Annotated in this window: 25 protein-coding genes and 1 tRNA gene; 15 read left to right on the forward strand and 11 right to left on the reverse strand. The window is 67.1% G+C overall.

The features are described 5' to 3' along the window. Positions 1-149: 149 nt before the first annotated feature. Both SGRAN_RS03455 and SGRAN_RS03460 read left to right on the forward strand, forming a co-directional pair. Positions 150-767, forward strand: coding sequence for a helix-turn-helix domain-containing protein (locus tag SGRAN_RS03455; protein ID WP_237233735.1), 618 nt, complete (start codon positions 150-152; stop codon positions 765-767). 46 nt (positions 768-813) lie between these two features. Beyond that, positions 814-1482: a MobA/MobL family protein gene (locus tag SGRAN_RS03460; protein ID WP_062066036.1), complete on the forward strand. Its 669-nt coding sequence runs from the start codon at positions 814-816 to the stop codon at positions 1480-1482. Between the two features lie 80 nt (positions 1483-1562). Here the strand turns inward: SGRAN_RS03460 and SGRAN_RS23115 are convergent, their stop codons facing one another. Together SGRAN_RS23115 and SGRAN_RS03465 are read right to left on the reverse strand one after the other, a co-directional pair. After that, positions 1563-1688 (reverse strand): hypothetical protein, encoded by a 126-nt coding sequence (locus tag SGRAN_RS23115; protein WP_257720647.1) that lies wholly within the window; start codon positions 1686-1688, stop codon positions 1563-1565. Between the two features lies 1 nt (position 1689). After that, positions 1690-2391: an HlyD family secretion protein gene (locus SGRAN_RS03465; protein ID WP_231746290.1), complete on the reverse strand. Its 702-nt coding sequence runs from the start codon at positions 2389-2391 to the stop codon at positions 1690-1692. Between the two features lie 103 nt (positions 2392-2494). On the opposite strand from SGRAN_RS03465, the gene SGRAN_RS03470 reads away from it, so the two are divergent. From SGRAN_RS03470 to SGRAN_RS03485, 4 genes are all read left to right on the forward strand, one after another. Continuing rightward, the gene (locus SGRAN_RS03470; RefSeq protein WP_062066034.1) at positions 2495-3178 is read left to right on the forward strand and encodes a TetR/AcrR family transcriptional regulator; all 684 of its coding nucleotides are present in this window, start codon (positions 2495-2497) and stop codon (positions 3176-3178) included. Continuing rightward, on the forward strand, positions 3147-4400 hold the full coding sequence (locus SGRAN_RS03475; protein ID WP_231746289.1) for a phospholipase A: 1254 nt from the start codon (positions 3147-3149) through the stop codon (positions 4398-4400). Before SGRAN_RS03470 ends, SGRAN_RS03475 begins: the two co-directional genes overlap by 32 nt. A 358-nt stretch (positions 4401-4758) precedes the next feature. Beyond that, positions 4759-4962, forward strand: coding sequence for a hypothetical protein (locus SGRAN_RS22895; protein ID WP_062066025.1), 204 nt, complete (start codon positions 4759-4761; stop codon positions 4960-4962). Continuing rightward, positions 4923-6059 carry an Arm DNA-binding domain-containing protein gene (locus SGRAN_RS03485; protein ID WP_062066023.1) on the forward strand — a complete coding sequence of 379 codons (1137 nt, stop codon included), beginning with the start codon at positions 4923-4925 and terminating at the stop codon, positions 6057-6059. Before SGRAN_RS22895 ends, SGRAN_RS03485 begins: the two co-directional genes overlap by 40 nt. A 209-nt stretch (positions 6060-6268) precedes the next feature. On the opposite strand, the gene SGRAN_RS03490 is transcribed toward SGRAN_RS03485, so the two are convergent. Together SGRAN_RS03490 and SGRAN_RS03495 are read right to left on the reverse strand one after the other, a co-directional pair. Beyond that, a tRNA-Glu gene (locus SGRAN_RS03490) sits at positions 6269-6343 on the reverse strand. A gap of 98 nt (positions 6344-6441) precedes the next feature. Then, a complete protein-coding gene (locus SGRAN_RS03495; protein ID WP_067180545.1) occupies positions 6442-6954 on the reverse strand; it encodes an Lrp/AsnC family transcriptional regulator in 513 nt (170 codons plus the stop codon). Between the two features lie 98 nt (positions 6955-7052). Between SGRAN_RS03495 and SGRAN_RS03500 the strand changes: the two genes are divergently transcribed. Further along, positions 7053-8027 carry a DMT family transporter gene (locus SGRAN_RS03500; RefSeq protein WP_067180548.1) on the forward strand — a complete coding sequence of 325 codons (975 nt, stop codon included), beginning with the start codon at positions 7053-7055 and terminating at the stop codon, positions 8025-8027. Positions 8028-8207: 180 nt separating this feature from the next. Continuing rightward, positions 8208-9911: a class I adenylate-forming enzyme family protein gene (locus SGRAN_RS03505; protein ID WP_404950432.1), complete on the forward strand. Its 1704-nt coding sequence runs from the start codon at positions 8208-8210 to the stop codon at positions 9909-9911. Positions 9912-9931: 20 nt separating this feature from the next. On the opposite strand, the gene SGRAN_RS03510 is transcribed toward SGRAN_RS03505, so the two are convergent. The 4 genes from SGRAN_RS03510 to SGRAN_RS03525 all read right to left on the reverse strand — a co-directional run bounded on the left by SGRAN_RS03510 (position 9932) and on the right by SGRAN_RS03525 (position 13835). Continuing rightward, positions 9932-11389, reverse strand: coding sequence for a S41 family peptidase (locus SGRAN_RS03510; protein ID WP_082737056.1), 1458 nt, complete (start codon positions 11387-11389; stop codon positions 9932-9934). Positions 11390-11408: 19 nt separating this feature from the next. Next, entirely contained in the window at positions 11409-12140 is a 732-nt protein-coding gene (locus tag SGRAN_RS03515) for an RlmE family RNA methyltransferase (RefSeq protein ID WP_067180551.1), read from the reverse strand. Then, complete coding sequence (locus SGRAN_RS03520) at positions 12137-13231, reverse strand: Ppx/GppA phosphatase family protein (protein ID WP_067180553.1); 1095 nt, start codon at positions 13229-13231, stop codon at positions 12137-12139. Before SGRAN_RS03520 ends, SGRAN_RS03515 begins: the two co-directional genes overlap by 4 nt. Positions 13232-13433: 202 nt before the next feature. After that, a complete protein-coding gene (locus SGRAN_RS03525; protein ID WP_067180555.1) occupies positions 13434-13835 on the reverse strand; it encodes a glycine zipper 2TM domain-containing protein in 402 nt (133 codons plus the stop codon). 162 nt (positions 13836-13997) lie between these two features. Here SGRAN_RS03525 and SGRAN_RS03530 point away from each other — a divergent pair, with 162 nt between their 5' ends. Further along, positions 13998-14996 carry an esterase-like activity of phytase family protein gene (locus SGRAN_RS03530; protein ID WP_067180556.1) on the forward strand — a complete coding sequence of 333 codons (999 nt, stop codon included), beginning with the start codon at positions 13998-14000 and terminating at the stop codon, positions 14994-14996. A gap of 37 nt (positions 14997-15033) precedes the next feature. Here the strand turns inward: SGRAN_RS03530 and rpmB are convergent, their stop codons facing one another. Continuing rightward, positions 15034-15327, reverse strand: a complete 294-nt coding sequence (gene rpmB, locus SGRAN_RS03535; RefSeq protein ID WP_067111535.1) for a 50S ribosomal protein L28 — start codon at positions 15325-15327, stop codon at positions 15034-15036. A gap of 130 nt (positions 15328-15457) precedes the next feature. Between rpmB and tadA the strand changes: the two genes are divergently transcribed. After that, the gene (gene tadA / locus SGRAN_RS03540; protein WP_067180563.1) at positions 15458-15913 is read left to right on the forward strand and encodes a tRNA adenosine(34) deaminase TadA; all 456 of its coding nucleotides are present in this window, start codon (positions 15458-15460) and stop codon (positions 15911-15913) included. Positions 15914-15935: 22 nt separating this feature from the next. On the opposite strand, the gene SGRAN_RS03545 is transcribed toward tadA, so the two are convergent. Beyond that, positions 15936-16640 carry an NAD-dependent deacylase gene (locus SGRAN_RS03545; protein WP_067180565.1) on the reverse strand — a complete coding sequence of 235 codons (705 nt, stop codon included), beginning with the start codon at positions 16638-16640 and terminating at the stop codon, positions 15936-15938. A 110-nt stretch (positions 16641-16750) separates the two neighbouring features. On the opposite strand from SGRAN_RS03545, the gene dapB reads away from it, so the two are divergent. The 5 genes from dapB (at position 16751) to SGRAN_RS03570 (ending at position 22800) form a co-directional block, all read left to right on the forward strand. After that, a complete protein-coding gene (gene dapB / locus SGRAN_RS03550; RefSeq protein WP_067180568.1) occupies positions 16751-17479 on the forward strand; it encodes a 4-hydroxy-tetrahydrodipicolinate reductase in 729 nt (242 codons plus the stop codon). Between the two features lie 6 nt (positions 17480-17485). Continuing rightward, the gene (gene nth, locus SGRAN_RS03555) at positions 17486-18142 is read left to right on the forward strand and encodes an endonuclease III (protein WP_067180569.1); all 657 of its coding nucleotides are present in this window, start codon (positions 17486-17488) and stop codon (positions 18140-18142) included. A gap of 125 nt (positions 18143-18267) precedes the next feature. Next, positions 18268-19638: a M20/M25/M40 family metallo-hydrolase gene (locus SGRAN_RS03560; protein ID WP_067180571.1), complete on the forward strand. Its 1371-nt coding sequence runs from the start codon at positions 18268-18270 to the stop codon at positions 19636-19638. Between the two features lie 340 nt (positions 19639-19978). Continuing rightward, entirely contained in the window at positions 19979-21199 is a 1221-nt protein-coding gene (locus tag SGRAN_RS03565) for an FAD-dependent oxidoreductase (protein ID WP_067180573.1), read from the forward strand. Then, the gene (locus SGRAN_RS03570; RefSeq protein ID WP_067180576.1) at positions 21196-22800 is read left to right on the forward strand and encodes a phytoene desaturase family protein; all 1605 of its coding nucleotides are present in this window, start codon (positions 21196-21198) and stop codon (positions 22798-22800) included. The genes SGRAN_RS03565 and SGRAN_RS03570 overlap by 4 nt, the downstream gene beginning before the upstream one ends. A 10-nt stretch (positions 22801-22810) precedes the next feature. On the opposite strand, the gene SGRAN_RS03575 is transcribed toward SGRAN_RS03570, so the two are convergent. After that, on the reverse strand, positions 22811-24385 hold the full coding sequence (locus SGRAN_RS03575) for a DsbA family protein (RefSeq protein ID WP_067180578.1): 1575 nt from the start codon (positions 24383-24385) through the stop codon (positions 22811-22813). Positions 24386-24396: the final 11 nt, after the last annotated feature.

Below are 24396 nucleotides of genomic sequence, written 5' to 3' on the forward strand. Positions count from 1 at the left end.
GATTTGAAACGAAGGGGATTGCAACAGGCCCCGGCAGCAGGGTGCCTGAAATGGCGATATTAGCCGTAAATATACGAACTTAGCCTTATAAGTTCGCTTTCGGGATCACATGGCCTGATCCGGTGCCGGTTCGGCAATAAAGTTCCTGAATGATCCGATATGGAGGAAAAGGAAAATTATCTGCCCATTACGCGCGTCAGAAAATAAATATGCACGCGCATCCGTTGCAAATGAGCAGAAATATTCCTCTAAAATCATCGGCATCTATTCTTGATGCCGACCGCTTCGCGATTCTACCTTCGCCGGATAACCCACAGAGCCCGACGGGCCGAACCGGGGAGGAAGGACATATGGCATCCGATGGAAAATTCGCCGACGTCGACCTGTCGATCTTCAAGGAACTCAAGAAGCTCTCCGGCGAAAAGATCAGGCAGGCGCGAAAGGCGCTCGGTTTCACGCAACTGGAGGTCGCCACCGAAATGGGCGGAAGCCTGCGCTGGTATCGCGCGATCGAGTCCGGCGATCCGGGGATAAGGCTGGAGGATCATCTGATCGCAATGCTCCGGCTCGGTGCATCGACCGCGCATATCGCGCTGCCCGTCCTCTATGCGGGCCAACGCATGCGGTTCCCGCGGCAACTGATCCACGGCGACCTCGCCTACATCGAGCGCAAGTGCATCGAGGCGATCTCGGACGCGGTGATCACCGGATTGAAACAGGACCTCTCGCCCGAATGGTCGCGGGACGACGGGAAGGACCAGTCATGAAAATTGACGGTCCGGTTCGGGCGTGACGCCGGGACAGGAGGAAAAGATGGCGATCTTTCATTTCCATGTGGATATCATCAGCCGCGGCGCCGGGCGCAGCATCGTCGCGGCCGCGGCATGGCAAAACAGCTGCCGCCTGTACGATGAGCGCTACGGCCGGTTTTCCAATTTCGCGAACAAGCGGGCGGTTGCCTGGTCGGCGCTGATACTGCCGTCCGGGGCCCCCGCGCAGTGGGAGGATCGCGAGTGTTTCTGGAACGCATTGGAAGCAGCCGAAATCCGCAAGGATGCGCAACTCGCCAAGCAGTTCGATGTCGCGCTGCCCGATGAACTGGACCTGCCGGCGTCGATCGAGGTTCTGCGGCGTTTCGCCAGCGAGATATTTTGCGTCGCGGACTTTGCCGCCGATCTGACGCTGATCGAGATGGGCGATACGCCCAGGGGCAAGCGCCATCATGGCTATCTGCTGATACCGACCCGTCCGATCGTCGACGGGCTGTTCGGCCAGAAACCGCGCGAATGGAACAGCCGCGGGAAGCTGCTCGAAATCCGTGCCGCCTGGGCGAGGGTCCTGAACGACACGTTTGCGGCGCCGGGATATGATGTCCGCGTCGATCATCGATCCAACGAAGAGCGCGGCATCGAAGCTGCGCCGGTCAAGCATATCGGCATGGCCCGCAAGCGTATCGCGGCGCGCGCCCGGCAAGCACCCTGACAACGCCTCTCGCTGATGAACATCGACCGCACCACCATGGCTTGGCCGATCGCCACTTCCAGGGCAGCACTCAATTCGTTTCAGTTGCCGTTTGCCGATGCGTTACCGACCGCCTTGTTGAGCGCGGCATAGCGGGTTCCGAGGCGCCCATTGCTGTCCGCCAGATCGCGCGACGCCTGCAGCATCGTGCGCTGGCTGTCGATCACATCAAGCCAGGTAATGACCCCGCCCCGATAGCGCGCCGAGGCGAGGTCGAACGCGGCCCGCGCGCACCACGCCATCGACCGGCGCGCGCAGCACGCCCTGGTCGATCCGGTGCTGGAGCAGCGCTACTTGCGCCTGCGCGGCCTTCACCTGCGCTTCGCCGCCCGCGACATCTTCGGCCCGCGGGCCACGCCGGGCGAGACGGAGCGCTTCGGCCTGCTCGCGCGCCCTGGCGCGCGCCGCCAGGGCCGTCTTGCTGGCATGATCGACATCCTGTGCGCTGACGCCGCGCCCCTGGGTCGAGGCGGCGATCCCGCGCAGACGCGTCAGGTCACCCTCGGCACGCGCTGCCTCGGCTTCCGCCGACGTCAGGCGCGCCTGGGCCTGGGCAATTTCCTCGGGCCGCGAGCCATTGCGCAGGCGCAACAGATTCTGCCGCTGCACCTCGCCCTGTGCTCTGGCTTCCTCTGCCTGCAGGTTGAGCGACACGGTATCGAGCGTGGCTAGGATGCTTCCCGCCTTCACGCTGTCCCCTTCCTCCGCCCGCACTTGCGCGACGCGGCCGCTGTCCTCGAACGCGAGCGAGACCTGCCGCACATCGACATTGCCCTGAAGGACAAGCTCGGTCTTGCCGGCATCTTTCCCGCCACACCCACTCAGCGCCAGTGCGGCCATGCCGAGGATACCAAGGGTGCGATTGTGCATGTGACGACTCCGGACGGTGAGGACTGCGGCGAAAAGAATCTTAGTCTAAATCAGATTTAATGTTCGACTTGTCCTACAATCCGATCCGGTTCAAGAGCAAATCATGAATGGCAAACCCCTCCGAGGCCCCCGGTCGGACGGTGCGGCGACCCGCGCGCGTATATTGGAAAGCGCTGGCACATTGTTCGCATCGCAAGGGCTGGCCTCGACCACGAGCAAGGCAATCGCCGCGAAGGCGGAAGTCGATCTTGCCTCGATCAACTATCATTTCGGCAACCGCGATGGCCTCTACCGGACCGTGCTGGTCGAGGCGCATCGACGGTTTGTACGGCTTGAGGAACTCGAGCAGATATCTGCAAGCCAGGCGATGCCCGAAGAAAAGCTTGGCACGCTGCTCGATGCCATCGTCGGCCGCCTCGCCGGGTCCTCGCATTGGAGTACTGCCGTGCTGGTTCGGGAACTTGCGGCGCCGTCCGCGCATTTTTCGGTCCTGCGCGACGAGGAAGCGCCGCCCAAGCTTCGGGTCGCGCTGCGGATATTGAGCGACGTGAGCGGGATACCCATCGGCGCGCCGGAACTGCTCTGCTGCCTGATCAGCGTGGCCGCACCATGCGCCATGCTGCTTGTCGCCGGGAACAATCTACCCGCGCCCGGCAGGGACATATTGCGGATCAATCGCCGGACGCTGGCGGACCATCTGCATCGCTTCGCGCTCGCTGGCCTGCACGCCGCCGGGCAGGACTATCGCGCACGCCATGAGGAAGATCATGCCCAATTGCCAGTCTGACGCGCGACAGCGCCAATCCGAGCGGACAATCACATCCCTGCGTAGCACTGTTGTCCTCTCCCTTGCGCCGCTGCTCCTCGCAGTGCCCGGCACGGCCATGGCTGCCGGCATGGAGGTCCTGCTGCGCGGAACCACGAGTAAGGAGGGGCAAGCTGACACCCTGGTGGAACTGCGCCTCCTAAATCCCGACGATACCGAGGACAGCATCACGCTTCCCGACCGAACCGAGGCACGAATCGATGGCTCCGAGGGCGAGAGAACGATCATCCTGATGCGATCCGCCGATACACCCGCGAACATCACAGTCGCCGCCCACGGATTTGCGGAGGCGCGCTATCGCATGCCGCCCGGCGAAGTCCGGGAAGACGCCTTGCTCTCTGTTCCGGCATGGTCGACGCAGGCCGTGCGTCTGACGCGGTCGGACACGGTTCGATTGGCCGACCAGGAAGCAACAGGCGTTCCATCCCCCGAAAGCCCGCCTGCAGCGCCGCCCACGGACAAGGCGGCCGGCAACGCCTTCCTCGCCAACCTGGCAGCCTACGAGCCCATCTATGCGGTGTATGGCCCCGGCACCAACAGCGACGCGCGCATCCAGATCAGCTTCAAATACAAGCTGTTCGGTTCCCGCGCAGCCGGCAGGGAGCCCGAGGGCCTGCACTTCGCCTATACCCAGAGAATGTTCTGGGATCTCGGTGGACGTTCCTCGCCGTTCCGCAATATCGATTTTCAGCCAGAAATCATCTACATCACGCCATCCACCAGGCTCGACAACGGGATCACGCTGGCAGCGCAGGTGGGCATTCGTCACGAGTCCAACGGGCGAGACGGCCTGGAATCGCGCAGCATCAATAGCCTCTATGTGGCGCCGATGGCGGCGGTGTCGCTTGGTGGCGGGTATCGGCTGAGCGTGGCGCCACGGCTCTCTGTCTATATCGGCGACAAGTCCGATAATCCTGATATCGTGCGCTATCGTGGACATACCGGGCTGTTCGTCGAACTCGGGAAGGATGACGGACTTCGGCTGTCCACGGCCACGCGGTTCAATCCCCGGTCGGGCAAGGCCGCGCTCAACGCTGATCTGTCCTATCCATTGCCGCGCCTGTGGAACGGCGGCCCGGATTTCTACCTCTTTGCGCAGTCCTTCGTCGGCTATGGCGAGAATCTGCTCGACTATGACCGCCATGCGACGCGTCTCAGGATCGGCGTGGCTTTAGTGCGGTAGTGTGCCGGTATTGGGCGCAACATCTCAGGAAAATTACTGCTGAAGGCATCAGGAAGACAGAAATTTGAATATCCGGCAAATCGATGCCTGAAAGTGCGATTTTGGCTCCTTTGGGTGCCGCCCCGGAAATGCTAGACTGACGTCGCGTCATGGCCTGCTTGCGCTGCCCAACGGGTCAGCGATCCATGCGCCATTTCTGTGAGAACTATCCAGACCCGCGTTCGCGAGCGCCTGCCGAGCTTGGTCGGCCGACTATGCGGTCATCGCAGATCGGCCGGAAGGGAAGGGAGGGGGAGGAGAGAGGAAGCAGCGGACGGTTAGCTGTCCGTGGCTTCCTCTCCTCAACCGCAGCACTGTCATGACGGGCACGCGCTATGTGCGCATCAAGCGCTTCGCCGAACTGACCGGCTACACCGAGAAGGCGGTCTATCGAAAGATCGCCGACGGCGTGTGGATACAGGGCCGCGAATATCGCCGCGCTCCCGATGGCAGCATCTGCATCGACCTCGAAGGCTTCCAAAAATGGGTAGAAAACGGCCAGGGACTGGCGTCGAGCCGCTGAAAAGCTGTATTCGCGTCCGCTTCCGCTGGAATGGGCGGCTCTATCGCGAAACGCTTCAGCTCCAGCCCACATCCGCAAATATCAAGGCGACCGAGCGCTTGATGGCCCGTGTCCATCAGGAAATCGATCTCGGCGTCTTCGATTATGAAAGCACGTTCCCCAAGGGTAATGCCAAACCTGACCGGAACAAATATGCGGGATTCAAGACTTACGCGAAAGAGTGGCTCGGAACGCTCGTAGTCGAGAAATCGACGATGTCCGACTATGTGTCGGCGATCAACAATGTCTGGTCCCCGGCCTTCGGTGATCGACAACTCAAGAGCATCAAGCCGAGCGAGATCAAGAAGATCATCGCCGATCGCGCGAAACATGTCAGCGGCAAGACGATCAACAACAACGTCATCCCGCTGCGCGGTATCTTCGAGATGGCGCTGGATGACGAATTGATCGACCGTTCGCCGCTGGAGCGGATCAAGAGCCAGAAGCATCAGAAACGCGAGCCGGACCCGTTCGACCGGGAAGAAACCGAACACATCCTCACCTATATGCACGAGCGTTACGACGAGCAGGTCTGGAACTGGTATGAGTTCGCTTTCGGGACCGGCATGCGCCCCAGCGAGCAGATTGTCGTCCAGTGGCGCGATGTCGACTGGAAACGCCAGTCTATCCGGGTCGAGCGCGCCCGCGTCCGGGCTGTGGAGAAATCGACCAAGACAAGGACCGTGCGCGACGTCGATCTCACTCCGCGAATGATGGCCGTGCTGCGACGCCAGAAGGCACACAGCTTCATGCGGGGCCTCGATTCGCCGATCTTCATCAACCCCGTCACAAACGCGCCGTGGCCGGATGTGCAGGATCAGCGAAAACTCTATTTCCATCCCGCGCTGCGTGCGCTTGGCATCCGCAGCCGCGATGCCTATCAAACGCGCCACACTTACGCGACGACAGCGCTGATGGGCGGGGTGAACCCGGCCTATATCGCCCGCCAGCTTGGCCACAAGAGTGCGGCGATGCTGTTCCGATACTACTCGAAATGGATCGATCACGCGGACTATGGCCGCGAAGCAGCCAAGCTCAATCAGATATACGGTTCCTGATGCGGACGTCTGGTTGGGCTGTGGGAAGGGTCTGCCTGTCGGTGGCGGCTGCCGCGACCGAATCCCTAGTCTGCTAGGCAGTTTTTAAGGTGATCGGAAAAGGGCCGGAAACGGGGGCTGGGCTGGCCCCGAAAAACGCCAAATGTGCCACAAAAGTGCCACGGGAACCGCATTCTCGCGATTCCGCCTAACAATTTCAACCACTTAGGTGGTGACCCCTACGGGAATCGAACCCGTGTTTCAGCCGTGAGAGGGCCGCGTCCTGACCGCTAGACGAAGGGGCCATGGCATGGCCGGGCGGGTCTCTACCCTGCTTCCGCGGCGCAGGCAAGAGCCGGTCGCTTTTCCGCCCGCTACGCAGACAGCCTTGTCGTTGCGGCGATCAGCGGCGCGGTGCGGGCGAGGTCGCCGCGGGGATTTCGATTTCCATTCCGGCCTTGACCCGGTCGAGCGCGATCAGGCTGCGGAAGCTCTTCACCGATTCGTTCTGAGCGAACAGCCGGCGCGTCGAGGCTTCGTAGGCGGCCATGTCGGGCACGACGATCACCAGCACCAGACTGATCCCGCCGGTCACATAATAGCATTGCTGCACTTCGGGCGCGGCGCGGAACAGTGCCTTGGCCCTGTCGACGGACGGCAGTTTCTCGTCGATCAGATGCACTTCGACGATCGCGGTGATCGCCATACGGACCGCGGCGGGATCGACGATCGCCACGTTCCGATCGATGATACCCGCATCCTCCATGGCGGCAATGCGGCGCTGCACCGCCGCCGTCGACAGGCCGACCGCCTCGGCGATCAATCGCTGCGGCTTCTTCGCGTCGCGCTGCACGATGCGCAGGATGGCGCGATCGAAATCGTCGAGTTCGCTGCGTCTGGTGGAGCGGGCCGGCATCACGAAGCGAGTTTTTGTTGCATTTCGCCCTCGAATCAAGAGCGCAATTCTCGTTTTGACGGTGATATTTTCCGGCAATTGTTACCGAGGACAGCGTCATGATCCCAGATACTGCCGGACTGCATGCGTCGCGCCGCACAATGCTGGGGATCGCGTGCGGAATGGGGGCGGGGGCGCTGTGGGGGCTGGTGTTCCTCGCGCCGGCACTCGCGCATGATTTCAGCCCGCTCCAGCTCACGATCGGCCGCTATGTCTTCTACGGCCTTTTTTCCGCGGCGATCATGGCGCCGCGCTGGCGCCGCACCATCGCGCAGGCGACGCGCAGCGACTGGCTGGCGCTCGGCTGGCTGGGGCTTTGCGGCAACATTTTCTATTATATCCTGCTGTCCGGCGCGGTGCAGCTTGGCGGGATCGCGATGACGTCGCTCGTCATCGGCTTCCTTCCGGTAGCAGTCACCCTAGTCGGAAGCCGCGATCATGGCGCGGTTCCGCTCGTCCGGCTATGGCCGTCGCTGTTGCTGTCGGTCGCCGGCGTGCTGTGCATCGGCTGGCAGGCGGTCGCGGCGCCCGCGGCGGGATCGGCCGGCCGACAGCTCATCGGGCTTGCATGCGCTGGCGGCGCGCTGCTCAGCTGGGTCGTGTTTGCGGTGGGGAACAGCCGCGCGCTGAACCGCCTGGACCATATCGGCGTGCACGACTGGAACCTGCTGATGGGGATCGTCACCGGTTCGCTGTCGCTGCTGCTGGTCCCTTGGTCGCTGGCATTCGATGGCGAACCGCATGCGATGCTCGACTGGGCGCGGCTCGCCGGCGTGTCGATGGGCGTCGCGCTGCTCGCGTCGATCCTCGGCAACCTGCTGTGGAACCGGATGAGCCGGCTGCTGCCGCTGACCCTCGTCGGGCAGATGATCCTCTTCGAGACGCTGTTCGCTCTCCTATACGGTTTCCTGTGGGAAGCACGCCTGCCGACCGGGCTTGAAGCGGCCGCTTTCGTGCTGGTCGTCGCCAGCGTGCTGTCGTGCATCGCCGCGCACAGGGGCCCGGCGGCGCCCGAAGCGATCCAGCCGGCCTGAGCGGAGCGGGCGGGGGTCTGCCCGCGCGCGCTGCGCCGCACCCTTGTCGAACGGACCGGGCGATTCTAACCTTGCCGTCGAGCCGCCGATTCAACGGCGCGCAGGATGATGGAGAGATGTCTCGTGGCGAATGATCCGACCGGCGAACCCGTGGTACCCCTCGACCCCAGCTGGCCGAAGATGTCGCTGGCCGATGCAACCGCGGCGCTGACCGCGCCGGGGGCGCCCTTCGAGATGGAAGTGGTGCCGGTCCGCGGCATTCCGACGCGGGTATGGAAGAATGCGCCGCACGATCTGGGCGAACTGCTCGACCTGTCGCGCACGCACGACGGGCGGCTGTTCACTATCCTCGACGACGAACGAATCAGCTATGCGGCGAACTGGCGTGCGACCGCGGCCTTCGCGCGGGCGCTGCAGGCAATGGGCGTCGGACCGGGCGACCGGGTCGCCTTCGCGATGCGCAACCTGCCCGAATGGCCGATGGTCTTTTTCGCCATCACCACGATCGGCGCGATCGCGGTGCCGCTCAACGCCTGGTGGACCGGCGCCGAACTGGCCTATGGCATTCGCGATTCGGGATCGAAGATCGTGATCGTCGATGGCGAGCGCTATGAGCGGCTGCGCGAGCATCGCGCGATGCTGCCCGACGTCGAACGATGGATCGTCGCGCGCGGCGCGGGGGCGGTCGCGGATACGACGGCGCTGGAGGAGATCGTCGGCGCGCCGGCAAGCTGGGCCGCGCTGCCCGGCGACGATCGCCCGCGCATCGCGATCGACAGCGACGATGCGGCGGCGATCTTCTATACCAGCGGCACGACGGGGCAGCCCAAAGGGGCGCTCGGCACGCATCGCAACATGATGACCAACATCCTCTCGGGCGGTTTTTCGGGAGCGCGCAGCTTCCTGCGCCGCGGAGAGCCGGTGCCGGAGCCCCAGCCGCGCACGATATTGACGGTGATCCCGATGTTCCACGTCACCGCCTGTTCGGCGATGCTGATGGGCGCGATGGCGGGGGGCAACACGACCATCTTCATGCGCAAATGGGACGCGGTGCGCGCGATGGAGATCATCGAGCGCGAGCAGGTCAACGTCACCGGCGGCGTCCCGACGATCGCCTGGCAGCTCATCGAGCATCCCGACCGCGCGAATTACGATCTCTCGTCGCTCGAGGCGATCGCCTATGGCGGCGCGCCGTCGGCGCCCGAGCTGGTGCGGCGCATCTATGAGGAGTTCGGCGCGCTGCCCGGCAACGGCTGGGGAATGACCGAGACGATGGCGACGGTGACCTCGCATTCGTCGGAGGATTATCTGAACCGCCCGACGAGTGCGGGGCCGCCGGTCGCGGTCGCCGACCTCGAAATCCGCGCCGAAGACGGCGTTACGGTGCTGCCGGTCGGCACGGTCGGCGAGCTGTGGGCGCGCGGGCCGATGATCGTGATGGGGTATTGGAACAAGCCCGAGGCAACCGCCGAGACCTTCGTCGACGGCTGGGTGCGCACCGGCGACCTCGCGCGGCTCGACGGGGAGGGCTTCCTCTATATCGTCGACCGCGCGAAGGACATGGTGCTGCGCGGCGGCGAGAATATCTATTCGTCGGAGGTCGAAAATGTGCTGTACGACCATCCGGCGGTGACCGACTGCGCGGTGATCGGCATTCCGCACCGTACGCTGGGCGAGGAGCCCGCAGCGATCGTGCATCTCGCGCCCGGCACGACGGCGACCGAGGTCGAACTGCAGGATTGGGTGCGTGCCCGGCTCGCGGCGTTCAAGGTGCCGGTCGCGATCCGCTTCGCCGCCGACACGCTGCCGCGCAACGCCAACGGCAAGATATTGAAGAAGGATCTGAAAGCGCTGTTCGCCGACCGCGAGAGCGCTGCTGCCTGAGCGGCCGTCGGTCCGGCGCTTCAGAACAATCCGGGCAGTTCGCGCTGCGCCGTGGTCGGCCGGGCTGGGGCGAGCATCCCGGTCGGTTCGCGCACCGCGGCAATGCTGCGCGTCGTCGATGCGCTGAGCCCGGCGATCGGCGCGCCGCAGCTTCGCCCGGCCAGGAAATCGATCGCTGCGCGGATCGACGCCTCGCGCGGGTCGCCGAGCGGCAGGTCGAGATCGTCCGTGGCCGCGCAGCTGTTCGCGATCCGGGGCGCCAGCCCGCCGAAATAATCGCCGGCCCCCGCCGCATTACCGGTCGCGAAGGCGATCACGCGCAAGCGGTCGTCGCACTCGGGGCGGTCGAGCGCGATCTGCCCGACCGGCTTGCCATAGGTGTTGCCGCCGACCAGCGTCATGTTGGTGCCGAGCCACGGCAGCATGCCGTTGATGACGAGCTCGCTCGCCGAGGCGGTCGACCCGGTGCCGATGAAGGCGACGCGCGTCGGCGCGATCGCCTGGGCCTGCGCGGTGAAGAAATGCCGTTCATCCTTCGATGCCTTTTCCGGCCGGAACCGCGTCTGCGAAAAAATCTCGCTCGCGTTGCGGCTGTGGCCCAGCAGGTCGCCGAACAGTTCGGCGGTCGAAACCAGCCCGCCGCCGTTGTAGCGCAGGTCGACGACGATGTCGGTCACGCCCCGGTCGCGGAAGGTCTGGAACGCGTCGCGGAGCTGCTGGTCGGCCGAGCGGATGAAGGTGCGCAGATTGACGTAGCCATAGCTGCGCCCGCCCTCGCTGATGACCTTGGCGCCATAGCGGTCGGACACCGGGTCGATGTCATATTCGGCCTTGGTCACGCGCACGTCGCGCGTGCCGGAGGCGTCGGTGACGCGCAGCACGCGCGTCACGCCGGCTTCGTCGGGACCGAGCGCGGCGATGATCGCATCGGTGCCGCCCGCGGCGGCGAGCGACGACAGCGTGCGCATCGAATCGGTGCTGGTGCCGATCGCCGATATGCGCGCGCCCCGGTCGATTCCCGCCGCCAGCGCCGGCGCACCTTCATAGGCTTCGGCGATGACGATCCGCTGCGCATAGGGATCATAGGCGAGCCGCAGCCCGAATCCCGCGCTCGCGCCGCGCGCATAGAAGGCCGTCTCCTCGGCGATCGAGGTAATGTAGGTGAAATAGCGATCCTTGCCGAGCGCGCGCGCCGGCGCGGTGAGCGCGTCGATATAGGATTGGACGTCGGCGTACCGCGCCGGATCGGCGTTGCGCGCCATGTCGCCGGGGAACAGATACCATTCGTCGAGCACCGCCTTCGCGAAACCCTGGCGCGCCGAAAGGGTGCAGCCCGCGGTTGGCGTCGGGGCGGGCGATGGCGTCGGCGTCACCGTGACCGGCGGCGCGCCGGTTCCGCCGCCACCTCCGCCGCCGCACGCGGCCAGCATCAGCGCCGCCAGCACGACCGAAGCCCCCGATGCCCCTGTCCGCTTCATGCCGTCCCTCCGCCTTCGTTCAAGGCATCTCGTCTTCGCTTGCCCCGTCGCCTTCCCGGCCCTTGAAGCCCTGTGCGACGACATAGAGCTCGGGCGATCCCTTGCGGCTGGCCGGCGGCTTGGCATGCTTCACCGTGGCGAAATTCCGTTTGAGGATGGTCAGCAGCTCGCGGTCGGCGCCGCCCGCGAACACTTTCGCGACGAAGGCGCCGCCGGGCCGCAGCGTCTGCACCGCGAAATCGGCCGCGGTCTCGGCGAGCGCGATCGTACGCAGATGATCGGTCTGAGGATGGCCGACGGTGTTCGCCGCCATGTCCGAGATGACGAGATCGGGGACGCTGCCCAGCGCCTCGATCAGTGCGTCGGGGGCGGTGTCGTCCATAAAATCCATCTCGAGGATCGCGACCCCCTCGATGGGCTCGCAGGCGAGCAAGTCGATCCCGACAACGTGTGCGCGCGGGTTGGTCTTGCGCACGACCTGCGACCAGCCGCCCGGCGTGATGCCGAGGTCGACGACCGCGCGTGCCTTTTTCAGGAAGCCGAATTTCTCGTCGAGCTCGATCAGCTTGTAGGCGGCGCGCGAGCGATAACCCTCCGCCTGCGCGCGGCGGACATAGGGGTCGTTGAGCTGGCGCTGCAGCCAGCGCGTCGACGATGCGGTGCGCCGCCGCGCGGTCTTCACCCGCTCGTGCAGGCCGCCGCGTCCGCTGCCGCCCCCGGCGCCCCCGCCTTTGCGATGCGGGCCGCTCACCGGCGATGCTCGCGGCGCGTCACCGGCACGTCGCGGCCCTGCACCGCCAGCGTGCGCAATATCCCCTCGCGGATGCCGCGGTCGGCGACGCCGACACGCGCGGCGGGCCACAGGTCGATGATGCTTTCGAGGATCGCGCAGCCCGCTACGACCAGGTCGGCGCGCTCGCGCCCGATGCAGGCGATCTCCGCCCGGTCGGCAAGGCTCGCCTCGGCGAGGCGGTGGCTGATGTCGCGCATCGATTTGGTGGGGACGATCAGCCCGTCGACCGCACGCCGGTCGTAGCGCGGCAGGTCGAGAAAGACGCTGGCGAGCGTCGTCACGGTGCCGCTGGTACCGAGCAGACGCAGCGGCTGGCCCGCGAATCGCTGCGCGCGATCGGCGAAGGCGGCGAAGGCGGCGCGCGTTACCTCGCGCATCTGCGCATAGCTTGCGCGCCGCGCCGACAGCTCGTCGGTCGTCGTCGCGGCATGCTCGGTCAGCGACACGACGCCCCACGGCACGCTCACCCAGTCGTGGATCGCGACGTCGTGACCGTTCACCTCGACCTGCATCAATTCGGTTGATCCGCCGCCGATGTCGAAGATCAGCGCCGGCCCGTCGCCGGGCTCCATCAGATTGTGGCAGCCGAGCACCGCGAGCCGCGCCTCTTCGGCGGCCGAGATCACGTCGAGCACGATGCCCGTCTCGCGCCGCACCCGGTCGACCAGTTCGCCGCAATTGGATGCGCGGCGGCAGGCTTCGGTCGCGACGGCGCGCGACAGCGCGACATGGCGGCGGCGCAGCTTGTCGGCGCAGACGGCGAGCGCCGCGACCGCGCGGTCGATCGCCGCCGCGCTGATCCGCCCGCTGCCGTGCAGGCCCTCGCCCAGCCGCACGATCCGTGAAAAGGCATCGATGACGACGAGTTCGCCGTCCTGCGGCCGTGCGATCAGCAGGCGGCAGTTGTTGGTGCCGAGGTCGATGGCGCCATAGCTTTTCGGTCGCGTGAATGCGAAGGGGCGGGGTAGGGAACCGCCCTTTCGTCTGTCCGTCGCCACCGCTGCTCCGGGCCGCGGCGGCTGCCCTGTTGGCGCTGCCATTTGCCGCATGGCTATGATTACCTGTCTCAATTCACGCGCCCGCAGGACCGCGGACGTGCACTTGGCGTCGAGACTAGGCGCGCCCTGCGGCGATGGCAAGCCGCATCGCCCCGCTTCCCCATCCCCATTCGGCGCAAGCAAAACCCCGCCCGGCGCAAACCGGACGGGGCAGGAGGGAAGAGCATTTTCGTTGGGGGTCGGGTCTGCCTTCTTAACGGCAGCCGTCATTCCCCTTGTCGATCGCGCGGCCCGCGATGGCGCCGACGGCGCCGCCGATGATCGCGCCGACGGTGCGGTCGCCGCGGCCGGCGATCTCGTGGCCGGCGAGGCCGCCAGCGATGGCGCCGATCACCGTGCCGCCGGTGCCGTTGTCGCACTGGCGATAATTGCGACGGTCATAGCGCTGGTTGTAATAGCGCCGGTCGTTCCGATAATCGCGGCGGTCCGAGCGATCGTAGCGCCGGTCGTAGCGGCGGTTATCGCGATGGCCCGCATAATAGGTCGAATAGCCGTCGCGGTCGTAATAGCCGGTCTGCGCCGCGGCCGGAGTCGCCAGGCCCAGGGTCGCAGTGGACATCAGGGCGGCGAGGGAGAGCGTCATCATCTTTTTCATCTCTTGTCTCCTTCTTTCGTCTTGGGCCCTTGCCGGGCGGTGGGTCGATGATGCGGTTTTGCCCGATTCGGTTTGAGCCAAGCCTGAACATGGCTGTCGGCTGGCGTTCAGCTTCGATGCGCGGCTTTCCTTTCCCGCGTCGCGGCCCTACGCCCGGCGGCGATGCGCCGCCGCCTGCTCTTCGTCCTGCTGATCTTCCTTGCCGTCGGCCCCGTTCCGGGGACGGCCTTTCGCTTTCCGGCCGATAACTTCACCCAAAGCGTCGTCGCGCGCCCGCTCGATGTCGCGCCGGGTCGGACCGGGGCGCTCCGCTTCGTGCGTGGCTGGCATCTGGTCAGCCCGAACAGCCGCTTCGGCGGCTTCTCCGCGCTCGCCCGGGTGGGGCCGGGCCGCTTCCAACTCGTCAGCGACGCCGGCGGCTGGACACGCCTGACGCTGCACCCTGACGGCCGCGTGACCAATGTGCGCATCGGTCTGTTGCCGACGCCGGAGGGCGGATCGGGGCGCAAGTCGCTGGTCGATGCCGAGGCGATGGCGATCGATCCGGCAAGCGGCGCGAGCTGGATCGCATTCGAGGGCATCAACGAGATCCGGCGATACGATCCGGCGCTGTCGCGGATCGAATCGCGCCGGACGCTGCCGCAGCCCGCCTGGCCGGGCAATGGCGGGCCGGAAGCGATGGCGCGGCTGGCCGACGGACGTACTATCGTCTTTTCGGAAGATGCCGACGATGATCCACGCGGCCGCGAGGCGCTGCTCTACGCCACCGATCCGGCGGCGCCGGGCCCGCCGCCGCTGCGCTTCTTCTACGATGCACAGGGCAAGGGATCGGTCAGTGATGCCGCGCCGCTTCCCGACGGGCGCATCCTGCTCGTCCATCGCAGGCTGGGCCTGCTCCCGATCTTCACGACGATCCTGGCCGTCGTCGATCCCGCCGACATCGGCCCCGATACGGTCGTCCGGTCGCGCGCCATCGACCGCGTTCCGCGCGCGCTCGCCGACAACTTCGAAGGCGCGGCGGTTTCGGTCGAGCGCGGGCGCACCTATGTCTGGCTGGTGTCCGACGACAATTTCACCAGCTGGCAGCGCAGCCTGTTGCTGCAATTCGAACTCGTCGAGCTGCCGCCGCGCGCTGCGGACAGCAAAAAGGCGGCGCCGTAACCGGGGCCGCCTGATTGCGTCGGCGATGGAAAGGCGGTCAGGCGGCCGTTTCGGCCAGCTTCTTCGCCACTTCCTTCTTCACCTTGCGGGCGTTGGCCGAAAGCTGGTCGTCGCCGGTCTTCATCAGCCAGTTGTCGAGGCCGCCATTGTGCTCGACCGAGCGCAGGCCGTGCGTCGAGACGCGCAGCTTGACGCCGCGACCCAGCGCTTCCGACAACAGCGTCACATTCTGCAGATTGGGCAGGAAGGTGCGCTTGGTCTTGTTGTTGGCGTGGCTGACATTGTGGCCCACCTGGCGGCCCTTGCCGGTCAGTTCGCAAATGCGCGACATCGTCTTCGTCCTCACAAAATCTGGGCGGCGCGCCGGTTGGCGCGACAAGCGCCAAGGAAACCGGATCGGCCGGGAAAGGCGCGCGCTTATCCGCTTGCCGGAGATTCGTCAAGCGATTAGCGGGAAAGTCATGGTCCGTTTCCCGCTTCCCGACCCGATGCGCCGCGCGCTCGATCTGGCGCGAATCGCCGCCGAATGGGGCGAGGTGCCGGTCGGCGCCGTCGTCGTCAAGGGCGGCGCGATCATCGCCGAAGGACACAACCGTCCGCGCGAATCGCACGATCCCACCGCGCATGCCGAAATCGTCGCGATTCGCGCCGCGGCGGCCAAGCTCGGCAACGAGCGGCTCGACGGCTGCGACCTCTATGTGACGCTGGAGCCCTGCGCGATGTGCGCAGGCGCGATCGCCCACGCGCGGATCGCGCGGCTCTATTACGGCGCCGACGATGCGAAGGGCGGCGCGGTCGCGCACGGTGCGCGCGTCTTTTCGCAGCCGACGGTCCATCACCGCCCCGAAATCTACGACGGCATCGGCGCGGGCGAGGCGGCGGCGCTGCTCCGCGATTTCTTCGCCGCGCGCCGCTGAAAGGCGCGCGGACGGCTCCGGCTCAGACCCCCAGCATCCGGTCGACCCATGTTGGCACCAGCCGCGTCGCCGGACCGTGCCGCGCCTCGGCGAACCAATGGCTGCCCTCGCTCGGCTCCATGTTGAGTTCGAGCGTGCGCGCGCCCGACTGGCGCGCTTCGCGGACGAAGCCGGCGGCGGGGTAGACCGCGCCCGAGGTGCCGATCGATACGAACAGGTCGGCCCGGTTCAGCGCGCGATAGATGTCGTCCATCCGATAGGGCATCTCGCCGAACCATACGACGTCGGGGCGCAGATGGCCGGCCACGCCGCATGCGGGGCAGGGGGGGCGGTCGATCAGCGGCCCCGTCCAGCGGCTGCGCGTGTCGCACGTGGTGCACCAGGCGTTCAGATGTTCGCCGTGCATGTGGACCAGCCGCCGGGCGCCGGCGCGTTCGTGCAGGTCGTCGACATTCTGGGTGACGATCAGCAGGTCGCCGGGCCAGTAGGCGTCGAGCCGTGCCAGCGCCTCGTGCGCCGCGTTCGGGACCCTGGTCTGGATCGCCTCGCGCCGCGCGTCGTAGAAGCGGTGGACGAGGTCGGGGTCGCGCGCGAAGGCCTCCGGCGTCGCGACGTCCTCGACCCGATGCTGCTCCCACAACCCGCCCGCGTCGCGGAAGGTGTCGATGCCGCTTTCGGCCGAAACCCCGGCGCCGGTCAGGACCACGATATTCTGGATGGGAGTCATGTTATCCTTGCTTCGTCCCCCCGAACGTGATTCGGGGTCCATTCTCGCTACGCGGGTGCGAATGGATGCTGAACCGGATTTCAGCATGACCGGGACGGGAAAGGCAAGTCATGACCAGCATCGGGATCGTCGGCAGCCAGGGGCGGATGGGCGTCGCGCTCGCCGCCGCAGCGGCGGAAGCGGGGCATGGACATTGCGGCATCGACAAGGGTGGCAATATCGCGAAGCTGGCGGCGAGCGCCGACGTGCTCGTCGATTTCTCCTCGCCCGCCGCGCTCGAAGCGACGCTCGATGCCTGCGTGGCGGCAAAGAAGCCGATCGTCATCGGCACGACGGGGCTCGAGGAGCGGCATCATTATCTGATCGATGACGCGGCGCGCGATATCGCGGTGCTCCAGACCGGCAATACGTCGCTCGGCGTCACCCTGCTCGCGCATCTGGTGCGCGAGGCGGCGGCACGACTCGACCCCGAATGGGATATCGAGATTCTCGAAATGCATCATCGGAACAAGGTCGACGCGCCGAGCGGTACCGCGCTGCTGCTCGGGCAAGCGGCGGCCGAGGGGCGTCGCATCGATCTCGTCCGCTGCTCGGAGCGCGGCCGCGACGGCGTCACCGGCGCGCGCGGGCACGGCAAGATCGGTTTCGCCAGCCTGCGCGGCGGCACCGTCGCCGGCGACCATGACGTCATCTTCGCGGGTCCCGAGGAGATGATCACCCTGTCGCACCGCGCCGAGAATCGCATGATCTTCGCGCGCGGCGCGGTGAAGGCGGCGCTGTGGCTGATCCACCAGAAGCCCGGGCGCTATACGATGCCGCAGGTGATCGGGCTGTCCTGATCCGCGATGACGAAAGCCGACATCTTCGAATTCTTCCGCCGCCTGGCCGAACTCAACCCCGACCCGCAGACCGAGTTGGCGTTCGGTAACACCTATCAGCTGCTCGTCGCCGTCGTGCTCTCGGCGCAGGCGACCGACGTCGGGGTGAACAAGGCGACGCGGGGGCTGTTCGAGACGGTGAAGACGCCGCAGCAGATGCTCGACCTCGGCGAAGACGGGCTGAAGCAGCATATCCGCACGATCGGGTTGTTCAATGCCAAGGCGAAGAATGTCATCGCCCTGTCCGAAATCCTCGTCCGCGACCATGGCGGCGAGGTGCCTGCCGACCGCGATGCGCTGGTCGCGCTTCCGGGAGTCGGGCGCAAGACCGCCAATGTCGTGATGAACTGCGCGTTCGGTGCGGAAACCTTCGCGGTCGACACGCACATCTTCCGCGTCGGCAACCGCACCGGGCTCGCGCCGGGCAAGACGGTGCTCGCGGTCGAAAAGCAGCTCGAACGCAAGGTGCCGGCGCCGTTCCGCGTCGGCGCACACCACTGGCTGATCCTGCACGGCCGCTATATCTGCAAGGCGCGGACGCCCGAATGCTGGCGCTGCCCGGTGGCGGACCTGTGCCGTTACAAGCCGAAGACGCCGGCGCCGAAAGCGAAGAAGGCCGCTTGACCCGAAAATTCCGCTCGTCATGAACTTGTCGAAGGCTCGTTCTTCCGTCAGCATGGCGGCCGGGACCGGGCTTTTACAGGCTGGGGCCGAACGAATCAGAATAACTCGCAAAAGGGGTCGATCACATGCGTTTTGCTTCCATCTTTCTGGCCTCCGCCGCCCTGCTGGCCGCGGCGCCCGTCCACGCCAGGCCCGCCGATCCCGCGGCGGCGAAGACGATCCTGAAGGACAGCATCGCGATTCCGACCGTCGCGGGACGCGGCAAGGTTCCCGAACTGGCGGCCTATTATGCCGGGGTGCTCAAGGCGGCGGGCTTTGCCGACGGCGATATCGTCATCACCCCGATGGGCGAGACCGCGACCTTCGCCGCGACGCTGAAGGGCACGACCGACGCGAAACCCATCCTGCTGCTCGGCCATATGGACGTCGTCGAGGCCGATCCCAAGGACTGGGTGCGCGACCCCTTCGTGCCGGTGGAGGAAGGCGGCTATATCTTCGGGCGCGGGTCGGAGGACAACAAGTTCGACGTTGCGATGATGGTCGCGACGCTCGCGCAGCTCAAGAAGGACGGGTTCCGGCCGAAGCGCTCGATCATCCTGCTGCTGTCGGGTGACGAGGAAACCGCGATGGACACGACGCGCGCGCTCGCCGCGGCCTACAAGGGGGCGGAGTTCGCGCTCAACGGCGACGCCGGCGGCGGGTTGATCGGAGAGGACGGCAAGGCCCGATATTACGGTCTGCAGGCGGGCGAGAAGACCTATGCCGACTATGTGCTCGAAGTGACCAATCCCGGCGGGCACAGCTCGCGCCCCGGCGCGGTCAACGCGATCGTCCAGTTGTCCGAAGCGCTGACGAAGATCGGCGCCTATCGCTTCGCGCCGCAGCAGAACGAACTGACGAAAGCGGGGATGCCGATCGTCGCCGACCAGGTCGGCGGCGCCATCGGTGCGGCGCTCAAGGCCTTCGCCGCCAACCCTGCCGATGCCGGGGCGGTCGCGGCGATCCGCGCCGACCCCGAATATGTCGGCCAGATCGGCACGACCTGCGTGCCGACCCTGATCAAGGGTGGCCACGCCGAGAATGCGCTGCCGCAAAGAGCGACGGCGAACGTCAATTGCCGCATCTTTCCGGGCGTGAGCATCGAGGCGGTGCGTGCCGAACTGGAAAAGGTCGTCGCCGATCCCGCGATCAAGGTGAACACCGACCCCGACGCCACCGCGAGCGACGCCTCGCAGCTGCGGCCCGAAGTCGTGGCGGCGGTGACGAAGGCGGTGCACGCGCGCTACCCCGGGCTGCCGATCATCCCGTCGATGAGCGCGGGCGCGACCGACAGCCTGCATTTCCGCGCGCAGGGCGTCCCGAGCTATGGCGTCGCGGGGCTGTTCAGCAAGGCGAGCGACAGCTTCGCGCACGGCCTTGACGAGCGCGCGCCGGTCGATGCAATCCCCGGCGCGCTGGCGCATTGGGATAGCCTGTTGCGCGATCTGTCGAAATAGAGCGTGATCACCTTGGATTGAAAATGCCGGATACTTCCGTACTGGCGGGAGCCCGGAGCGGGAAGAGCCGAGGTCGGCACCGGTCCGCTCTGGGTTCCGGCCTAGGGGCCGATCGGCAACTATCTCTTTCCGGCAAGGGCCGTTCCCCGGCGAAAGCCGGGGTCCAGATGGCGTAGCCTGCCCCGCGCGGACCCCGGCTTTCGCCGGGGAATGGGACCTTACCTGAGGAGCATATACGCTGGGGGCCCTTCGCTCGCCGTCGGGCGGGCGAAGAGCGGGTGGCAAATCTCCGTCGTCGGGTCCAATATGGGGCGAAGGGGCGGCAGCGGCTGGAGCGAAGATGGGCGAGAGGCTTTCCACCGTGATTGTCGGCGGCGGTCCGGCCGGCATGGTCGCCGGGCTGCTGCTCGCGCGCGCCGGCGTTCGCGTGACGGTGCTCGAAAAGCATCGGGATTTTCTGCGCGACTTCCGCGGCGACACGGTGCATCCGTCGACGCTCGACCTGTTCCGCCAGATCGGGCTGCTCGACGAGTTGCTTGCCCTGCCGCATGCGCGGTTCGACACCGCGACGCTCGACCTGCTCGGCCGCCGCTATACGATCGCGACCCTCCGGCATCTGCCGGTCGCGGCGCCCTATATCGCGATGATGCCGCAATGGGACCTGCTCGATTTCATCGCGCGGCAGGCGCGGCGTTATCCGACCTTCGACCTGCGGATGACCACCGAAGCGGTCGCGCCGGTGCTCGATTCCGCGGGCCGCGTCGCGGGGGTGACGCTGGCGAGCGGCGAGACGCTGCCTGCGCGGCTCGTCATCGCCGCCGACGGCCGCCGCTCGGTGCTGCGCGAGACAGCCGGCCTGCCGCGCGAAGACCTCGGCGCGCCGATGGACGTGCTCTGGTTCCGCGTCCCGATGCCCGAAGGCGGCGCATTCGCCGACGTTCCGCTCGGCTCGATCTGCCGGCGCGGCATGGTCGTCGCCATCCCGCGGACCGGCTATTGGCAATGCGCGCGGATCATCGAGAAGGACGGTTTTCCGGCAATCGCGGCGCGGGGGATCGACGCCTTCCGCGCCGACGTGGTCGCGCTTGCGCCGGGACTGGCCGCCGGAATCGAAGCCATCGCCGGCTTCGACGACGTCAAGCTGCTGTCGGTCGCGCTCGATCGCCTCACCCGCTGGTCGCGGCCGGGCCTGCTCGCGATCGGCGACGCCGCGCATGCGATGTCGCCGGTCGGCGGCGTCGGCATCAATCTCGCGGTACAGGATGCGGTCGCTGCGGCGAATGTCCTGGCCGCCCCGCTGGCACGTGGTGACGACCCCGACCCGCTGCTGCCGCGCGTGCAGGCGCGGCGCTGGACGCCGACCGTGCGGATGCAGGCGATCCAGCGTATCGCGCACGACCGCGTGATCCTGCCGGTGCTGCGCGGCGAGGTCGACCATGTGCCCTTTGCCGTGAAGCTGCTCGACCGCGTCCCGCTGCTGCGCCGCATTCCCGGCCGCATCCTCGGTCTCGGCTTCGGGCGCGAGCGTGTCGAATCGCCGCTGGCCGGGGCCGGGCGATGACGGCACCCTATGATGCGCTGATCATCGGCGCCGGGCACAACGGCCTCGTCTGCGCCTTCTATCTGGCGCGCGCAGGATTGAAGGTGCGGATCGTCGAGGCGCGCGACATCGTCGGCGGTGCCGCGGTGACGGAGGAATTCGCGCCGGGCTTCCGCAACTCGGTCGCGAGCTATACGGTCAGCCTGCTCCAGCCGAAGGTGATCGCCGACATGGCGCTGGTCGAGCACGGCTATCGCGTGATCGAGCGTCCGATCAGCAATTTTCTGCCGCAGCCGGACGGCGGCTATCTGAAGCTCGGCGGCGGGATCGAGCGCACGCAGGCCGAATTCCGCAAGTTCAGTTCGCGCGATGCCGACGCTCTGCCTGCCTATTATGCCGCGCTCGAACGGGTCGCCGACCTGCTCCGCGACCTTGCGCTGCGCGCGCCGCCCAATGTCGGCGAAGGGATGCGGACGTGGCTCGACGGGGTGCGGCAGGGGCGGCGTTTCGCTCGCCTCGACCTCGAAACGCAGCGCGACGTGCTCGACCTGTTCGCGCGGTCGGCGCGCACCGTCCTCGACGGCTGGTTCGAGAGCGAGGCGGTGAAGGCGGCCCTCGGCTTCGACGCGGTGGTCGGTAACTATGCCTCGCCTGACACGCCCGGCAGCGCCTATGTCCTGCTTCACCATGTCTTCGGCGAAGTGAACGGGCGGAAGGGGGCATGGGGCCACAGCGTCGGCGGCATGGGCGCGATCACGCAGATCATGGCTCAGGTCTGTCGCGCCGCGGGGGTCGAGATCAGCCTCGAAAGCCCGGTCGCGCGGGTGCTGGTCGACGGGGAGCGGGCGGTCGGGGTGCGGCTGGTGGGCGGCGAGGAGATTGCTGCCGACCGCGTCGTCGCCAATGTCGGGCCGAAGCTGCTCTACGATCGCCTGATCGACGCCGCCGACCTTCCAGCCGATTTCCGGCGGCGGATCAGGGCGTTCAAAGTAGGAAGCGGCACCTTCCGGATGAATGTTGCGCTGACCGGACTGCCGAAATTCACCTGTCTTCCCGAACCCGGCGAGCATCACCAGTCGGGAATTATTCTGGCCCCAACGCTCGATTACATGGACCGCGCCTTCCTCGATGCGAAGCGCTACGGCTGGTCGAAGGCGCCGATCGTCGAGATGCTGATTCCCTCGACCGTCGACGACGGCCTCGCGCCGCCGGGCTGCCATGTCGCTAGCCTGTTCTGCCAGCAGTTCGCGCCCGAACTGCCGGACGGACGCGACTGGGATGTAGAGGAAGGCGCGGCGGCCGACGCGATCCTCGACACAGTCGAGGCGCACGCTCCCGGCTTTCGCGCCAGCATCGTCGCCCAGACGCGGCTCAGCCCCAAGGGGCTCGAGCGCCGGTTCGGGCTGGTCGGCGGTGACATCATGCACGGCGCGATGAGCCTCGACCAGCTATGGGCGGCGCGGCCGGTGCTCGGTCACGGCGGCTATCGCGGGCCGGTGCGGGGACTCTATATGTGCGGTGCGGGCACCCACCCCGGCGGCGGCGTCACCGGCGCGCCGGGGCATAATGCCGCGCACGTCATCCTGCGCGACCGCGGTCTGTTCGCGCCGCGCTGGCGCTGAGCGGGCGCGTTCAGCCCTTCGCCCGCGCCTTGGCGATCGCCTGCTTGAGCGCGGCGAAGCCGACCTGCCCCTGGAACAACTGATCGCCGACGACCCAGGTCGGGGTGGCGTTGAGCTGGAGTTGGCTGGCGATGGCGAGGTTGCTGTCGAGTTCGCGCTGGAACAATGCCTCGTTCGCGGTCGCGTCGGCGCTGCCGTCGGTGACCACCCCCGCCCTGGACGCCGCCTCGGCGATCGCCGCAGGGGATAGCGAGGAGGCGGCGAACATCGCGTGGTGGAAGGCGTCGTAGCGCCCCTGCCGCGCCGCGGCGAGCGCCATCAGCGCGGCGTCGCGGCTCTGCGGCGCGATGATCGGCAGTTCGCGGAACACGACCTTCAGCCTCTTGTCCTCGCGGATCAGCCGGTCGACGTCTGGCACGCTCGCGCGGCAGAAGCCGCAGGCATAGTCGGTGAAGACGACCAGCGTGACGTCGCCGTCGGCGTGCCCCGCCCAGGCGCCGGCATAGGGCTTTTCGAGCGCGGGGCGGATCGCGTCGATCGCTTTGGCGATCTCCTTGTCACGCTGCGCCTCCAGCGCCTGCGGGATGATCTGGGGATTGGCGTGGATATAATCGGCGACGATCGTCTCAACCTCGCCCTTGCTGACGCCGCCGCCGAAGCGCCCGCCGAGCCAGAAAGCCGCGGCAAGCAGCACGATCGCGGCGATGCCGCCCGCCAGCCATGCCCGTGTCGATCCGCCGTTCATTCCCGCTCCCCCGATATGCGGCATCGGCCCGGCCGCTGGCGCGCGCGGGGGCGGCGGCGAACGGTCGTCCACCTCGGCGACCGCGCCGGATTTCGTCTTCTTCGGCGCCGGCGCGACCGCAGGCTCGCCGGCGAACAGCGGCAGGTCGGGTGCCGCCGGTTTCGCCTCGGCGGCCTCGCGTGCGAGGAGCTGTTCGAGCCCCGAAGGCGGCGGAGCAGGCTCCTCGGGCGGGGCGGGGCGCAATTTGGTCGCCGCCTCGCCGATCCCCTCCTTGCCTGCCTTTGCGACCGATTCGAGTCCGGCGCGCGTCCGGTCCGCGACCTCGCCGAGCCCGTGTCCGGCCTTGCTCGACAGCTTCGCGACCCTGTCGCCGAGCGCGAGGCCGGCCCAGGCCGCGCCGCCCGCCTTCGTGGCAGCGCGTCCGGCGCCCGCGGCTCCGCGGCCCACGGCGCGCGCCGCGCGGGCCGAGAGGGCGCCGCCCTGCCGCGCGAGCGTGCGGCTGCGGCGCGGAATCTCCATCGCCTCGACCTTCGCGGGAATGTCGGCGCGCTCGCCGACCGCGATCGTCCAGTCGGCAAAGGCCTCGGCGCCCGTACGCAGCCGTTGCCACGCGCCCTGCGCGCCCGCGCGTATCCGGTCGGGCTTCACCAGCGGCGCACGCGGCCGCTCCTCCGCCGCGGGATAGCGCGACAGGTCGATACCGACCGGCGGCGACTCCTTCGGCTTGGCGAGCCCGCCGTCGTCGAGTCCCCCGCCGGCGCGCGGTGCGCCTTGCGGACCCGGCACCGGCCCCGGATCACGAAGCCAGGGCTGGTAATAATCTTCCTTGTTGTCCGTCACTTGCTGCCCTT

Origin of the sequence: Sphingopyxis granuli (assembly GCF_001559015.1) — a bacterium.
Lineage (GTDB): Bacteria > Pseudomonadota > Alphaproteobacteria > Sphingomonadales > Sphingomonadaceae > Sphingopyxis > Sphingopyxis granuli.

Excerpts from the sequence above, each read along its gene's own strand:
- SGRAN_RS03455 (WP_237233735.1), top strand. The coding sequence starts at position 150 with ATGATCCGATATGGAGGAAAAGGAAAATTATCTGCCCATTACGCGCGT.
- SGRAN_RS03460 (WP_062066036.1), top strand. The coding sequence starts at position 814 with ATGGCGATCTTTCATTTCCATGTGGATATCATCAGCCGCGGCGCCGGG.
- SGRAN_RS03465 (WP_231746290.1), bottom strand. The coding sequence starts at position 2,391 with ATGCACAATCGCACCCTTGGTATCCTCGGCATGGCCGCACTGGCGCTG.
- SGRAN_RS03470 (WP_062066034.1), top strand. The coding sequence starts at position 2,495 with ATGAATGGCAAACCCCTCCGAGGCCCCCGGTCGGACGGTGCGGCGACC.
- SGRAN_RS03475 (WP_231746289.1), top strand. The coding sequence starts at position 3,147 with ATGAGGAAGATCATGCCCAATTGCCAGTCTGACGCGCGACAGCGCCAA.
- SGRAN_RS22895 (WP_062066025.1), top strand. The coding sequence starts at position 4,759 with ATGACGGGCACGCGCTATGTGCGCATCAAGCGCTTCGCCGAACTGACC.
- SGRAN_RS03485 (WP_062066023.1), top strand. The coding sequence starts at position 4,923 with ATGGGTAGAAAACGGCCAGGGACTGGCGTCGAGCCGCTGAAAAGCTGT.
- SGRAN_RS03495 (WP_067180545.1), bottom strand. The coding sequence starts at position 6,954 with ATGCCGGCCCGCTCCACCAGACGCAGCGAACTCGACGATTTCGATCGC.
- SGRAN_RS03500 (WP_067180548.1), top strand. The coding sequence starts at position 7,053 with ATGATCCCAGATACTGCCGGACTGCATGCGTCGCGCCGCACAATGCTG.
- SGRAN_RS03505 (WP_404950432.1), top strand. The coding sequence starts at position 8,208 with ATGTCGCTGGCCGATGCAACCGCGGCGCTGACCGCGCCGGGGGCGCCC.
- SGRAN_RS03510 (WP_082737056.1), bottom strand. The coding sequence starts at position 11,389 with ATGAAGCGGACAGGGGCATCGGGGGCTTCGGTCGTGCTGGCGGCGCTG.
- SGRAN_RS03520 (WP_067180553.1), bottom strand. The coding sequence starts at position 13,231 with ATGCGGCAAATGGCAGCGCCAACAGGGCAGCCGCCGCGGCCCGGAGCA.
- SGRAN_RS03525 (WP_067180555.1), bottom strand. The coding sequence starts at position 13,835 with ATGAAAAAGATGATGACGCTCTCCCTCGCCGCCCTGATGTCCACTGCG.
- SGRAN_RS03530 (WP_067180556.1), top strand. The coding sequence starts at position 13,998 with ATGCGCCGCCGCCTGCTCTTCGTCCTGCTGATCTTCCTTGCCGTCGGC.
- rpmB (WP_067111535.1), bottom strand. The coding sequence starts at position 15,327 with ATGTCGCGCATTTGCGAACTGACCGGCAAGGGCCGCCAGGTGGGCCAC.
- tadA (WP_067180563.1), top strand. The coding sequence starts at position 15,458 with ATGGTCCGTTTCCCGCTTCCCGACCCGATGCGCCGCGCGCTCGATCTG.
- SGRAN_RS03545 (WP_067180565.1), bottom strand. The coding sequence starts at position 16,640 with ATGACTCCCATCCAGAATATCGTGGTCCTGACCGGCGCCGGGGTTTCG.
- dapB (WP_067180568.1), top strand. The coding sequence starts at position 16,751 with ATGACCAGCATCGGGATCGTCGGCAGCCAGGGGCGGATGGGCGTCGCG.
- nth (WP_067180569.1), top strand. The coding sequence starts at position 17,486 with ATGACGAAAGCCGACATCTTCGAATTCTTCCGCCGCCTGGCCGAACTC.
- SGRAN_RS03560 (WP_067180571.1), top strand. The coding sequence starts at position 18,268 with ATGCGTTTTGCTTCCATCTTTCTGGCCTCCGCCGCCCTGCTGGCCGCG.
- SGRAN_RS03565 (WP_067180573.1), top strand. The coding sequence starts at position 19,979 with ATGGGCGAGAGGCTTTCCACCGTGATTGTCGGCGGCGGTCCGGCCGGC.
- SGRAN_RS03570 (WP_067180576.1), top strand. The coding sequence starts at position 21,196 with ATGACGGCACCCTATGATGCGCTGATCATCGGCGCCGGGCACAACGGC.